This window comes from Plantactinospora alkalitolerans, assembly GCF_015690345.1.
Classification (GTDB): domain Bacteria; phylum Actinomycetota; class Actinomycetes; order Mycobacteriales; family Micromonosporaceae; genus Plantactinospora; species Plantactinospora alkalitolerans.
Window position 1 is genome coordinate 1 of record NZ_JADPUN010000281.1, and the last position, 13,104, is coordinate 13,104.

Consider the following 13,104-nt stretch of genomic DNA (forward strand, 5'->3'; position numbering starts at 1 on the left):
GGTCGACGGGGCGGGCGCGGCGGCCGGTGGCACCAGGGTTTCGGTCACTTGTCCCTCCCCAGGGTCAGGCGCTGGATCAGCGCCACGACGACGGTCATCACGAACAACGCGACCCCGATCGCGCTGGCATAGCCGAGGTCGAAGTACCGGAAGCCCTGGTCGTAGAGCAGGTAGACGAGGGTGTAGCTGGCCCGCACCGGGCCGCCCCCGGTCATCACGTAGATGGTGTCGAAGACCTGGAAGGAGACGGTGGTCTCGATGATGGCCACGAAGAACAGCGCGGGTCGCAACTGGGGCAGGGTCACGTACCGGAACCGCTGCCAGGCGGACGCGCCGTCGGTGAGTGCCGCCTCCTCCAACTCGGCCGGGATCTCCTGTAACCGGGCGAGCAGGATCAGCATCCCGTACCCGAACCGGGACCACACCGAGACGAACACGAGCGCGGGTATCACCAGGACGCTGTCGGCCAGCCACGACCCCGCCGGCAGGCCGAGGCCGCCCATCAGGCCCGACCACGGCCCGCCCTCGGAGAACACCCAGGTGAAGACCACTCCGGCGAGGACGAGGCTGGTCACGACGGGCAGGAAGAAGATCGACCGGAAGATCTTCGCGCCCCGGAACGCCCGCCGGGTCAGCAGCGCCATGCCCAACGAGGCGAGCATCGACAGCGGTACGGAGAGCAGGGTGAAGACCACCGTGACCCGGACCGCCGACCAGAAGGTGGGATCGTCGACGAGCCGGCGGAAGTTCTCCAGCCCGACCCACCCGGTGTCGCCGCCGATCGTGTAGTCGGTGAACCCGAGCACCACCCCGGCGATCGCGGGCCCGAACCGGAACACGACGAAGAGCGCCAGGCACGGCAGGATGAAGAGCAGCGCCGTTCCCGCCTCCCGCGCCGAGGGACGGCGCGGGCGACGACGACGGGAGTCGGGCAGCGCGACCATCTCCAGCACCTTTCTCGCGGTTCGGGCCCGTCTTCCGCCGACTAGCCGAGCAGCGGGTCGGCTGCCTTGGCCGCGTCGCTGAGGGCCTGGTCGACCGACTTCTTGCCGAGCAGGGCCGCCTGGATCTCCGGAGCGAGTACGCCCATCACGTCCCGGGCCTTCTCGTGCAGCGGCCCGACGGTGGTCATGCCGACGTACTTCTCCTGCTCGCCGAGGACGGGATCGCCGGTGTACAGCGTGCCGGCGGACTTCTTCGCGGCGAAGAAGCCGGCGCTGGTGTCGTACTTCTTGGCGATGTCGGCGCCGGAGACGAACGCGATCCACTTGCCGGCGGCCTCCTTGTCCGCCGCGCCCCTGAGCATGGCGAGCGAGCCGACGGTGCCGTACCCGATCTGTTTCGCCTCGGACATCGGCGGAAGGACCTTGATGTTCTCCTTGCCCCAGAAGCTCTCCACCTCCTGCGGCGCCATGTGCCAGACGCAGGCCACCTTGTTCTGGGCGATCCGGGTCTGCTCGACCGGCGGCAGGGTGGTGAGCAGGCTCTTGTCGAGGTAGCCGCCGTCGACGAGTTGCTTGACGAAGGTGAGCGCCTTGCGGCCGGCGTCGCTGTTGAACGCCGCCGACTTGCCGTCGGGGCTGAACACCTCGCCGCCGGCCTGCCAGAGCAGCGGATAGAAGGTCTGGTTGAGGGTGTTCTTCACGTCCCCGGCGTACGCGGTCATGTCGTAGCCCTTGGCCTTGAAGGCCGGCGCCATGTCGAGCATGTCGTTCCAGGTCCCGGGATACGCGGTCTGGCCGACGGCGTCGAAGACCTTCTTGTTGCAGATCGTCGTCACGGCGCTGGTGAGGACGGGTGCGCCCATCATCTTGCCGTCGATGGTGACGGAGGTGACGACGTTGTCCAGGTAGTCGCCGCGCGCGGCGTCGTCCAGGTACGCGTCGACCGGCTCGATGTTGCGGGCGTACTTCGGAAGCTGGTCGGGGATGAGGTAGACGACGTCGGGTCCCTTGTTGCCGGCGATCGCGGTGGCCAGCGCCTGGTCACGGTTAGCCCATGGGAAGATCTCCGTCTTCACCTCGATGTCGGGGTGTTGCGCCTTGAAGGCGGCGACGGTCTCGTCCCAGAAGGCCCGGTGCTTCGCCTCGTCGGCGATCACCGGATACATCCACATCGTGACGGTCTTCTTGTCCGAGTCCCCGGAGCCGGACCCTCCACACGCGGTTGCCGCGAGCACGGCGGCGAGCGCCACCGCAACGGCTGACAGGCTCTTCCGAACACGCATCCCGCATCCTCCCAGGTGAGCTTGGTTCGAGTAGGTTAACTTACGGTCCGGGCCGATACTAGATGCGCGAAGATCAAATATCGCATCGTCAGGCTTTCCGCGCCCATTTTCCTTATCGGACAGTGCCGTAACCGCCGTACACCGGGGCCGGACCGGACAGCGACTCGTCCGGCCCGGCCCCGGTGCCCCCCTCGCGACGCGCTACCCGCCGACGCCGGACCGTGCCGCCGCCACCAGGATCGCGCCCATCTCGGCCGCCGTGATCGTCTTCTCGCGGACGAGTTGGCCGGTGACCTGGACGACGTGGACCAGGAAGGCGGCCCGACTGTTCCAGGTCGCCTCGTCCCGGATCAGGTCGTTGACCGTACAGCCGTCCGCGCCGTACCGGTTGCGCACCCGGGAGTCCACGGCACCGGTCAGCACCGTGGGCCGCAGGTCCGAGCCCCGGCAACCGTCCGTCTCCGGTACGTAGCGCAGCAGGTTCGAGCCGTACTGCACCGCCCCGTTGGGTGCCTTCACCCCGTTGCGGAACCACAGGTTGCCCTGCCCGTCCTGGGTGAGCCGGTACGTCTGCGAGTCCCGGAGCACCGTGACCGCCCTGGAGAGCGGGTCGATCCGGAGCAGATAGCCGTCGAGCGAGGCGTAGACGTGCTCGTCCGCGGGGTTGACGACCAGTTCGTCGTGCGCACCGGTGTAGTTGCCCGGCACGTCCCGACGATGCACGGTGGCGCCGGTCGCCGGATCGAGCACGAACAGTTCACCGTCGGCCAGACCCCAGACCATGCCGTCCGGTCCCAGGGCGACCGAGCTGATCGCGAACGCACCCGGCACCGGCGTGTACTCCGCGATCTTCTCGCCGGTCGCCAGGTCGACGGTGAAGACCTTCGCCTCCGTCGCCCTCGGCTCGGTGCCCCCACCGCCACCGATCGTGCTGCCGGCCCAGAGTCGGTCACCGATCACGGCCAGGGCGATGACGGCCTGGTCGGGGATGATGTCCCGGTGGGTGGTCCGGATGCCGGTCGCGATGTCGTACACGGTGAGCGCGCCACCCCAGAGCCCGTAGTCCGGGGTGCTGCCGATGAAGAGTTTCGAGCCGGCCGAGGCGAACGCGATCGGCCGGTTCTGCCCGTCCGGCTGCATCCGGAACAGCTCACGGGGATTGGTGCCGAGCTGGTACGGCCGCGCCGGGTCGTACTGCAGCACCCCGCCGTACGGGTACACGCCCTGGTACATCAGCCCGTCGTGCCAGCCGAAGCCGTCGGTCTGCCCGATCCGTCCGACGTTCGTCGCCACCCCGGTCGCCGGATCGAGCACGGCCATGTTGCCGTTGATGTACAGGTTCGTGTAGACCCGGCCGTCCGGGCCGGCAGTGATGTTGTTGATGTCCAGGGCCTGCGGCGGGAACGGCAGCCGGTACCGCTCGCTCGCCCCGGTGGCCGGGTCGTACCAGAGCGCCTGACCCGAGTAGTTGCCGATCGTGGCGTACAACCGGCCCGCCACGAAGCCGAACCCGATCCCCGCGCCGCCGCCGACCACCGGAGCACCGGCACCGTCGGGGGCCGGACCATAGGTGTCGGTCGGCAGGTCGTAGCGCCAGAGCTCGTTGCCGGAGGTGAAGTAGACCGACCGACCGTCCGGGGCGAGCGTGGAGGTGCCGCGCGAGTTCATGGTGAAACCGTCGGCCAGCACCGCCCCGCTGTCGGGGTCGAGCACGAGGGCCTGCTGTTGGCTCCGCTTGACGAAGATCTTGCCGCCGACAAGGTTGATGTCGTACGGATAGCTCGCGTCGCCGCGCAGCGCCTCCGGCCAGATGTCCCGCTTCTCGCCCGTCGTCAGGTCGAGCCGGATGAGGTGGCCGTGGCTGCCGATCGCCGCCCACAGCACGTTCCGGGCGGCGTCGACGGCGGTGTCGACGACGTACTGCTCTCCGGGATACATCGCGCCGTAGTCGTGGAACCCCTCCGTCGGCGAGTACGAGAAGACGTGCCCGTCCGGATAGGTGCCGCCGTAGATCCGGCCGTCCGTACCGGGCCGGAGGCCGTACAGCAGGCCCTGCCCGGCGACCGGCGCGCCCAGGTCCGTGGTGACCCGGGTACGGGGATCGTAGGAGTAGACGTGCGCGTTGGGGTAGGTACCGGCGTACACCGTGCCGTCGCTGGCCTGGGTGACGCCCCAGGCGCCCGAGGATTCGTGGAGGTACGCGGTGTCGAGCAGTTCACGGGTCACCGGATCGGTCACGCTGAGCACGCCCGGCGAGCCCATCTGGACGCCGTAGGCGACCCGACGGTCGTCGGCCCCGGTGCCATAGTGGGTTTCGAAGACGGTCAGGGCGCTCTGCTGCACCCCGAAGTCCGTGACGGTTCCGGGGTCGACGCCGACCGGCGCGACCCGGACGGGGACGCCGGCGGCGTGAACTCCCCCGGCGGGCAGTACGGCGGCGGCGACCGCCAGGGCGACGGTGGCGGGCAGGACGATTCGACGCGACAACGACACGAGTTGCCTCCCTCGTTCCGGCGGGTGCCCGGAGACCCTATTACGGACGCAGCCGAAATTCCATAGGCGATGGTGAATCGCTCCGAACTTGCCACCGACCATCGGCTTGTGGATCACTCCCGGACGGGGAGGTGGATTTCGCCCGGACCGAAACCATGGGTGTCCGCTGCTTCCGGTCCCCGCCCACCGCCGCACCGGGGCGGCGACCCCGACGGCGAACGGCCGACGGCCGGTGGGCCCCGTACAGGGGCCACCGGCCGTCGGCGCTGCGTACCGCGCTCAGCCGGAGACGGTCACCCGGTACAACTGCGGCCCGTCGCCGAGCAACAGCCGCCCGTCCGGATGCACCGCGAGGAACTCCGCCGAGTGGTCCAGCAACTGCGTCGAGGTGCCGGTAGCGAGGTCCACCCGGAACAGCAGATGGTTGCCGACCAGCGCGTACAGCACGTTGGCGTCGGCGTCGTAGCCGAGCCGACCCCGGCTGTCGGAGACGCCCGGCGCGAGCTGGACCCGCTGCACCACCGACCGGGTGGCCACGTCGACGGCGAAGAGCTGCCCGCCGGCCAGACCCCACAGCAGCCCCGACCGGTCGACGACGAGCGCCGGTACGGCCTTCGCACCCGGCACCGGAACGAACTCGAACGCCTTGGCGTCGGCCGCGGCGTCCCAGCCGAACAGGCGCGCCTCGGTCTGGGTCGGCGCCGGCACGCTGTACCCGCCGTCGATCGAGGTACCGCCGACGATCAGCCCGCCGGCGTACGCCAGGGCAACGATCGACGAGTCGGTGACCACCGGCCGGTGCACCGTCGACGCCCCGGTCGCCTTGTCCACGATGGCGAGCGCGCCGCCGAGCGTCGTGTTCGGCATCGTCCCGTAGGCGACCTTGTTCCCGGCGTCGGTCAGCGCCCGCGCCCGCACCTGGTCGTAGGACTTCAGGTCGACCAACTTCACCGGATTCTCTGCGGTGCCGGGCAGCGCGGGCGAGTACTCCGGAGAGTTCCACGGCTGGCCCGGGTCGTACCGGTACAGGCGCGAGTCGGGGTAGGCACCCAGGTAGACCTGGCCGCCGGTCTCCAGCACGCTCTCCACCTGGGCGAACCGCTGGAAGTTCGACGCGCCGGTGTCGATGTCGACCCGGGCGAGACCACCGTTGAGGTAGCCACCGGCGTAGACGGTGCCGGACGCGCCGACGTGCAGTGCCGCGAGGGGAATCGGCTCACCGGGCACGTCGGTGCGCAACACCTCCGACCGGCCGGTCAGCGGGTTGTACCGGAACATGTCGCCCCGCCAGAGCAGCCCGACCAGGGTACGCCCCGGCCACTTCCGGTCGGCGAGGTTGACCCATCCGATGCCCCGGTTGTTGACCACCCGGCCGGGGAAGGCCAGCCCGGTCTCGGTGAACTTGCGGGTTCTGGGCTGGTACCCGACGAGTTGTCCGGCCCGGGTGAAGTAGACGAGACCACCGGGCCCGGGCTCGGCCACGTCCAACCCCGCCACGTCGGGGATCAGGTCGGTCCACTTGCGACGCCTGATGTCGTACACCCCGAGGTCGCCGTTGATGGCCGAGCCGAACCGGGCGTACACCCGGCCGTCGTGGACGTTGAGGTCGTACACGGTCGTACCGACGCCGTCGCCGACGTCGGCGGGTAGTGGCAGCTCCCGGCGCGTGCCGGTGGCCTTGTCGATCTCGAAGAGGTGCGCGTCCGGCTGGGTGCCGGCGTAGATCTTGCCACCGCCGACCGCGAGGCTCCGGACGTACTGCGCCCCGGGAAGCACCTGGCCGTAGTTCCGGGTGCGACCGGTGGCGGGATCGTAGGCGAAGACCATCGCACCGGGAAAGGTGCCACCGTAGACGATGCCGCGCTCGTCGACGGCGAGCCGCCAGATGTACGTCTCGGACGGCAGCGGCCGCCCGAGGTTCTCGATCGGACTGTTCGGGCCCGGCTTCCGCCGGTACAGGTCTCCGGTGTTGTACGCGCCGACGTACACCGTGCCGTCCGGGGCGGCGGCGACCGCGTACGAGCCGGGGGCGCCGATGAGGTCCTGGGTGGACACGGTCTGTCCGGTACCCGGGTCGATCGCCACCAGCCGGGCCGGCTCGCCGGACACCGCCGACCAGAGGACCGGCCGGCCGGTCGGGCCCGGTGCCACGGTCCCGCCGATCAGCAGGACGTCGCGCAGCGGAACGCCGAGGGGGTCGACGGTGACGGTCGGCGCCGCCGACGTCGCCGACGTCGCCGCCTCGGCCGCCGGTACGCCGGACATGGTCAGCGCCACCGCCAGCGCGGTGAGCAGGCCGGTGACTCTACGAGTGCTGCGCATGGGCGCCTACTTTCCTGGCTACGGGCCGCCGGTAGCACCGTCGGTTGGGGGGTAACGGAGCGAACCGTAATCAACCTATCTCGAAAGAGATCGATGACAACCTGTCCCACCTCTTCCTCGAAGAAGCCGTGCCCAGACTGGTTTGCCCAACCTCCGCTCCGGGACGGCAGGACCAACCATCACAAGACACCGATCCAATTACGGCCACGGCCGTAACTAGCCTAGGTGGACGCTCCACCGACGTCAACGGCCCGGTAAGGAAGGGCCCCTTCTTATCGTTTTCTGTATAAGAAGGGGCCCTTCCTTACATCTCGGCGGCGGCGGTGCGGAAGGCGTCGAGAGCGCGGGTGATGTCGTTGTCGCTCGTCTGCCAGTTGGTGACCGACAGTCGGATGGCCCGTCGACCGTCGACCGTCGTTCCGCTCAGCCATGCCTCCCCGCTGTCGACCACCCGGCGGAGGATCGCGTCGGTCGTCCGGTCGTCGGCGAACCGGAACAGCACCTGGTTGACCACGACCTCGTTCAGCACCGCGCAGCCGGGTACGCTGGCCAGCCCGTCGGCGAACGTCCGGGCGTGCGCACAGCTCCGCTCCACCAGGTCCGCGACGCCCTGTTGGCCGAGGGACCGCAGCGCCGCGTAGACGGCGAACCCCCGGGCCCGCCGCGAGAAGGCCGGCGTCCAGTCCATGGCGTCCCGTGGTTGCCCCGGACCGCCCTGTACCAGGTATTCGGCGGTGGCGGTCATCGCGGCCCGGTGCGACGCCGGGTGGGCGCAGAAGGCCAGGCCCGAGTCGTACGGGACGTTCAGCCACTTGTGCGCGTCGAAGGCCCACGAATCGGCGCGCTCGACGCCCCTGACGAGATGGCGCAGTGCCGGGCTGGCGGCGACCCACAGTCCGTAGGCCCCGTCGACGTGCAGCCACGCTCCGGTGCCGGCCACGGCGTCGGCAACGTCGTCGAGGTCGTCGAAGGCACCGCTGTTGACCTCACCTGCCTGGGCACAGACGATCGTCGGCGTACCGGTGCCGGCGAGTTCCTGCCGCAGTCGGGGCACCTGGATCCGGCCGGAACCATCGACCGGAACGACCCGCAGGGACGCTCTCCCGATGCCCAGGAACCGCAGGGCACGGTCGACGCTCACGTGCCGTCGTGCCCCGACGAGAACTCGGATGGGCGGCGATCCGCTCAGGCCCAGTTCTTCGACGTCCCAGCCAACCGCGTCCAGGACGTGGTGCCGCGCCGCGGCCAGGCCGGTGAGGTGGGCCGTCTGACATCCGGTGACGAAGGCGAACGACGCCTCCACCGGCAGCCCGAGCAGCACGGCGAGCCAGGTGCCGGTCACTTCTTCGACGACCGAGGCCGCCGGACCGCACGCGTAGAATCCGGGACACTGGTCCCAGACGGAGGTGAGCCAGTCGGCCGCGACGGCCGCCGGCAGGCCTCCGCCGATCACAAAGCCGAAGTAGCGACCCGAGGGCATCGCGACCAGCCCCGGCTCGGCCGCACGAGCCAGATCCTCCACCACCATCATGGGATCGACGGGGCCTACCGGAAGTGGGCCACCGAGTCTGGAGCGCAGTTCGTCGAGGGTTGCCGACGCGGCCACCGGCCGGTGGTCGAGCGAGTCGAGCCACTTCACCGCGATCTCCGCCGTACGGACGAACAGTTCGGCAGGCACGGCGCCCGGCGGTCGGGATGCGCCGCTGGTATGCGCTTCCATCTGTGATTCCTCCACACTGGTCGGCGGTGTCACCGGACCCTATGGCGGACCCGGAGCGCCGGTCTTGGACGGGATTGCTCCCCACCACGCCTGAACGCTCCGGACTACGCTTGATCCGTGACGAGCGCCTCGGAGCCCTCGGGGAACCCACCGGACGCCGACCGGGCCCGGATGTGGTGGGTCGCGGAACTCGGCGGCCTGGAGCTTCTCCGGGCCACCCTCAGCGAATTCGCCTTCCGACCGCACGCGCACGAGGAGTTCTTCATCGCCCTCACCGAGGAGGGCGTCGCCACGCCCACCTACCGGGGGGACACGCACGTCATCGGCCCCGGCGACCTGATCGCGCTCAACCCGGAGGAGGCGCACGCCGGCGGTTCGCCCGCGGAAAGGTCCTGGACGTACCGGGCCCTGTATCCGGGGCCGGATCTCATGCGCAGGATTGCGGCGGAGTTCCCCGGCTACCGGTCCCGTGGGCCGGAGTTCGGCGGCGATGTCGTGCGGGACCGGGAGCTGGCCGCACGGCTACGCCGGTTCCACCGACTGTCGGAGCCACCCTTGTCGAGCATGCTCGAACGGGAGACGCAGCTCGTCGAGGCGCTCGTCCTACTGGTTGCGCGCCACGCGGTACCCCCACGGACTCCCAGGCCGCCCGGCCGGGAACGCCGGGCGGTCCTGCTCAGCAAGGAGTACCTGCGGGAACACCTCGACGAGAACGTGACGCTGGCAGCGCTGGCCAGGAACGCCGAGGTCAGCGCCTTCCACCTGTGTCGCGTCTTCCGGGCGGCGGTGGGGATGACACCCCACGCGTACCAGACCCAGGCCCGGGTACGGCGTGCCAAGGCTCTGCTCCGGGCGGGGCTGCCGATCGTCGAGGTCGCCGCCGAGGCGGGGTTCTACGACCAGGCGCACCTGACCCGGCACTTCAAGCGCATCGTCGGCCTTCCTCCCGGCCGGTACGTCAGGGACGCCACCTGACGACGCCCGGCAACCGGGCTCGGCGGTGCGGTGCTGCCGGTGGACCGTTCACGGCAGCGGTTCTCGCACGACACCGGCGATGACGCCGGCGACCATCTTCCGAACGGCATCGGCCCCCGGCCGCGTGCCGTTCCGGTCGGCGAACAGCAGGTGCCCGGCTCCGATCAGGGTGGGCGCGAGCATGTCGACGTCGGCGTCCGCCGCGATCCGGCCCAGGTTCCGCTCGGCGGTGAGGTACGAGGCGATCATGCCCACGGCTTCCGTCAGAACCGGTACGCCGGCCGGCCAGGCCTCACGCAGCCGGGCGCGCAGCTCGTCCCGGAACGTGACCAGGGCGACCATCGCCACCGCGACCGAGCCGAACAGGGCCGTCAGCGCGTCGGCGAGGTTGTCGACGACGGTGCCGGTTCCGGCGGACTCGACCAGGGCGGCGGCCTGGGCGTCCATCCGGTCGATGCGGTCGAGCACGAACTCGGCGAGGAAGGCGTCGAAGTCGTCGAAGTGCCGGTGCAGGACGCCCTTGGCACAGCCCGCCTCCGTGGTGACGGCCCGGCTGGTCAGCCCGCTCGGTCCGTCCCGCAGCAGGACCCGTTCGGCGGCGTCGAAGAGTTGCTCGCGGACGTCGCGGATCGCCACCCCTGTCGGCACCGTGTCTCCCCCTGCCGCTCGTCGAGGCCGTCTCGGTCGAGGCCATCTCTGACGAGCCCGTCGGTCCAGCCCAACCGGTTGATGAGTGGGCGCTCGCCCACTATGGTGGGCGCATGCCCACTATACCGTCGACGGAAGCGCCGCTTCCCGAACCCGAGCCTCATCACCATCGACAGGTGGCAGAGTCGTTCGGCTCGGATCCCGAACGCTACGACCGCACCCGACCCCGCTACCCCGACGCCCTGGTGCAGCGGATCACCGCCAGCAGCCCCGGTCGCGACGTACTCGACGTCGGCCTCGGCACCGGCATAGTGGCCCGGCAGTTCCACGCCGCCGGCTGCACGGTGCTCGGCGTCGAACCCGACAGCCGGATGGTCGAGTGGGCGCGGCAGCGCGGGTTGGAGGTCGAGGTGGCGACGTTCGAGGCCTGGGAGCCCGCCGGCCGTACCTTCGACGCGGTCGTCTCCGGGCAGACCTGGCACTGGGTGGATCCGGTCATCGGCGCGGCGAAGGCGGCCGAGGTGCTGCGGCCCGGTGGCCGGGTCGCGGTGTTCTGGAACGTCGAGCAACCGCCACCCGAACTGGCGACGGCCGTCGCCGCGATCTACCGCCGGATGATGCCCGACTCGCCCCTTGCCCGCCAATGGGCGGCGAGCGGTTCGGACGGGTATTCGGTGCTGGCCGACAGGGCGGCCGACGGGATGCGGCAGGCGGGCGCGTTCGGCACACCGGAGCGGTGGCGATTCGACTGGGAGCGGAGCTACACCCGCGACGAGTGGCTGGACGTGTTGCCGACGCAGGGCTGCCTCACCCGGATCCCGCCGGCCAGGCTGGCGGAGGTGCTGGCGGAGATCGGTGCCGCCGTCGACGCGATAGGTGGCGGTTTCACGGCGGGCTACACCACGACAGCGGTCACCGCGATCCGGGCCAGCACCGCCTGAGCCGGATTCACCGAACCACGGGTGGCGACTCCCGGGACGACGGCTCGGTCGTCTCGCTACGGCTGGTGGACCGCGCTTCCACCGCCTGTCCGCGTCGTTCGGTGATCCGGACGGACCGCGTTCCTACCCTCCGGTGTCCCTGTCGTACGCGGCCTGGCGGCGGCGGATCTCCGCGTGGTGGTCGGCGGACCAGGCCGCCAGGGCCAGAACGGTGGACAGCAGCGAGGTGCCGAGTTCGGTGAGGGCGTACTCGACCCGGGGCGGGACTTCCGGATAGGAGGTCCGGTTGATGAGCCCGGTGCGCTGGAGGTGTTTGAGGGTCAGCGTCAGCATGCGCTGGGAGATTCCGGGAATCGCGTCGGCCAGGTGGGAGTAGCGGATGGGGCCGTCGGCGAGTGTACCGATGATCAGCACGCTCCACTTGTCGCCGACGAGGTCCAGAACCTCGCGGATGAAGTCGGCGTCTTCGTCCTTCCATTGCGCGCACGGTCCCGGCACCCGCCGGACGTTCGCCCGGACGTTGGTTCGCGCCCGCCGGAGATCCTCTGTTCCCATGCCCGCCGTTCTCCGTCCGCCACGCACATGAATGTGCCTTTTGTGGGTCCCTGATTCTAATGCATGATTTGGTTACGAACAGGGAGTAAGAAATGGGGGACGAAATGAAGATCGAGTTCTGGTCGGACATCATCTGCCCGTACTGCGGACTGATGGACCACCGGCTGCACCTGGCCGTGAGCCGGTTCCGGCACGGCGACCAGATACAGGTGGTCCACCGGTCCTTCCCGCTCCACCCCGACCTGCCCCGTACTGGCGTCAGCCAGCGGAAGCTGATCGAGATGGCCGGGGCACCGGTCACGACCGTGGACCGGATCCTGCGGCCGATCGAACGGGCCGCCGAGGCGGAGGGCCTGACGCCGTACCGTGCGGTCGACCGCACGCTCGGCCCGACCGACCTGGCCCACGAGCTGCTTGCCTACGCCACCGAGCAGGGCCGGGGCAACGAGATCTGGACGGCGATGTTCCGCGCACACTTCGGGCAGGCCCGCAAGCTGTGGACCACCGAGGAGGTCCTCGGCTTCGCCGCCGACGTCGACCTGGACCCCGACGGGGCCGCCGAGGCCCTGCACAGCCGTCGTTACCGAGCCCGCGTGGCGGCCGACCAGCGCGAGGCCCAGCGCCTCGGCGCCCACGGCGCGCCGTTCCTCGTGTTCGACGGCCGGCTCGCCGTGCCCGGCGCCATCGGCACCGACGAGCTGCTCGCGGTGATCACCAGGGCCTGGACCGAAGGCCACCCCACACCGCAGCCGCTGCCGGTCGTCGGCGGCGGCACCGAGGGTCGGTGCGCCCCGGACGGCTGCCTGGCGCCCGAGCCCAGTACCACCTGACGCTCCCCCCGGGCCGGGACGGCGGAGTCTTCCCGTCACAGCGGCCCAGGGCCCGGCCGGTACGCCGTGCGGCGGATCCGCGCACGGCGTACCGGGCCGCCGGCCTGGGATCAGCGGTTGGAGGTCGCGGTGAGCGCGTACCCGCCGTACTGCGGACAGGTACCCTGCGCCGTGATCCCGCCCACCGGAAGGTGGCGGATCTCGACGAACCCGCCGGAGCAGGCGACCCAGAGGGTGGTGTCCGCGGTCCGGATCAGGCAGTCGAGCCGGATCTGCGCACCGATGCGGCTCGCGGTGCAGGACCCCCGGGACGGATCGTGCGGAGGCGGCAGCACCATCGCGAACGCCGCGGCCTGTGGCCACGAGGTCGCGATGGTGCTGCCGCCTCCGCAC

At 70.4% G+C, this 13,104-nt stretch carries 11 protein-coding genes; 3 read left to right on the forward strand and 8 right to left on the reverse strand.

The window, feature by feature from the left end; translation table 11 throughout:
• Positions 1-44 precede the first annotated feature (44 nt).
• From I0C86_RS32450 to I0C86_RS32470, 5 genes are all read right to left on the reverse strand, one after another.
• Positions 45-944 (reverse strand): carbohydrate ABC transporter permease, encoded by a 900-nt coding sequence (locus I0C86_RS32450; protein WP_196205119.1) that lies wholly within the window; start codon positions 942-944, stop codon positions 45-47.
• A gap of 41 nt (positions 945-985) precedes the next feature.
• Positions 986-2,227, reverse strand: coding sequence for an ABC transporter substrate-binding protein (locus I0C86_RS32455; protein ID WP_196205120.1), 1,242 nt, complete (start codon positions 2,225-2,227; stop codon positions 986-988).
• 201 nt (positions 2,228-2,428) lie between these two features.
• Positions 2,429-4,720: a PQQ-like beta-propeller repeat protein gene (locus I0C86_RS32460; protein ID WP_196205121.1), complete on the reverse strand. Its 2,292-nt coding sequence runs from the start codon at positions 4,718-4,720 to the stop codon at positions 2,429-2,431.
• A 279-nt stretch (positions 4,721-4,999) separates the two neighbouring features.
• A complete protein-coding gene (locus I0C86_RS32465) occupies positions 5,000-7,042 on the reverse strand; it encodes an outer membrane protein assembly factor BamB family protein (RefSeq protein ID WP_196205122.1) in 2,043 nt (680 codons plus the stop codon).
• 304 nt (positions 7,043-7,346) lie between these two features.
• Positions 7,347-8,762: a pyridoxal phosphate-dependent decarboxylase family protein gene (locus tag I0C86_RS32470; RefSeq protein ID WP_196205123.1), complete on the reverse strand. Its 1,416-nt coding sequence runs from the start codon at positions 8,760-8,762 to the stop codon at positions 7,347-7,349.
• 117 nt (positions 8,763-8,879) lie between these two features.
• On the opposite strand from I0C86_RS32470, the gene I0C86_RS32475 reads away from it, so the two are divergent.
• Positions 8,880-9,737: an AraC family transcriptional regulator gene (locus I0C86_RS32475; protein ID WP_196205124.1), complete on the forward strand. Its 858-nt coding sequence runs from the start codon at positions 8,880-8,882 to the stop codon at positions 9,735-9,737.
• Positions 9,738-9,785: 48 nt separating this feature from the next.
• On the opposite strand, the gene I0C86_RS32480 is transcribed toward I0C86_RS32475, so the two are convergent.
• Positions 9,786-10,385, reverse strand: a complete 600-nt coding sequence (locus I0C86_RS32480) for a TetR/AcrR family transcriptional regulator (protein ID WP_196205125.1) — start codon at positions 10,383-10,385, stop codon at positions 9,786-9,788.
• Between the two features lie 176 nt (positions 10,386-10,561).
• Here I0C86_RS32480 and I0C86_RS32485 point away from each other — a divergent pair, with 176 nt between their 5' ends.
• Positions 10,562-11,326, forward strand: coding sequence for a class I SAM-dependent methyltransferase (locus tag I0C86_RS32485; RefSeq protein ID WP_323373976.1), 765 nt, complete (start codon positions 10,562-10,564; stop codon positions 11,324-11,326).
• Between the two features lie 123 nt (positions 11,327-11,449).
• On the opposite strand, the gene I0C86_RS32490 is transcribed toward I0C86_RS32485, so the two are convergent.
• Positions 11,450-11,881: a winged helix-turn-helix transcriptional regulator gene (locus tag I0C86_RS32490; RefSeq protein WP_196205127.1), complete on the reverse strand. Its 432-nt coding sequence runs from the start codon at positions 11,879-11,881 to the stop codon at positions 11,450-11,452.
• 92 nt (positions 11,882-11,973) lie between these two features.
• Between I0C86_RS32490 and I0C86_RS32495 the strand changes: the two genes are divergently transcribed.
• Positions 11,974-12,711 (forward strand): DsbA family oxidoreductase, encoded by a 738-nt coding sequence (locus tag I0C86_RS32495; protein ID WP_196205128.1) that lies wholly within the window; start codon positions 11,974-11,976, stop codon positions 12,709-12,711.
• 110 nt (positions 12,712-12,821) lie between these two features.
• Here the strand turns inward: I0C86_RS32495 and I0C86_RS32500 are convergent.
• A partial coding sequence (locus I0C86_RS32500; protein WP_196205129.1) for a hypothetical protein occupies positions 12,822-13,104 on the reverse strand: 283 nt, incomplete at its 5' end.

What these genes read in the sequence shown, in the direction of transcription:
- I0C86_RS32450 (WP_196205119.1), bottom strand. Translation starts at nt 944, where the DNA reads ATGGTCGCGCTGCCCGACTCCCGTCGTCGTCGCCCGCGCCGTCCCTCG.
- I0C86_RS32455 (WP_196205120.1), bottom strand. Translation starts at nt 2,227, where the DNA reads ATGCGTGTTCGGAAGAGCCTGTCAGCCGTTGCGGTGGCGCTCGCCGCC.
- I0C86_RS32465 (WP_196205122.1), bottom strand. Translation starts at nt 7,042, where the DNA reads ATGCGCAGCACTCGTAGAGTCACCGGCCTGCTCACCGCGCTGGCGGTG.
- I0C86_RS32470 (WP_196205123.1), bottom strand. Translation starts at nt 8,762, where the DNA reads ATGGAAGCGCATACCAGCGGCGCATCCCGACCGCCGGGCGCCGTGCCT.
- I0C86_RS32490 (WP_196205127.1), bottom strand. Translation starts at nt 11,881, where the DNA reads ATGGGAACAGAGGATCTCCGGCGGGCGCGAACCAACGTCCGGGCGAAC.
- I0C86_RS32495 (WP_196205128.1), top strand. Translation starts at nt 11,974, where the DNA reads ATGGGGGACGAAATGAAGATCGAGTTCTGGTCGGACATCATCTGCCCG.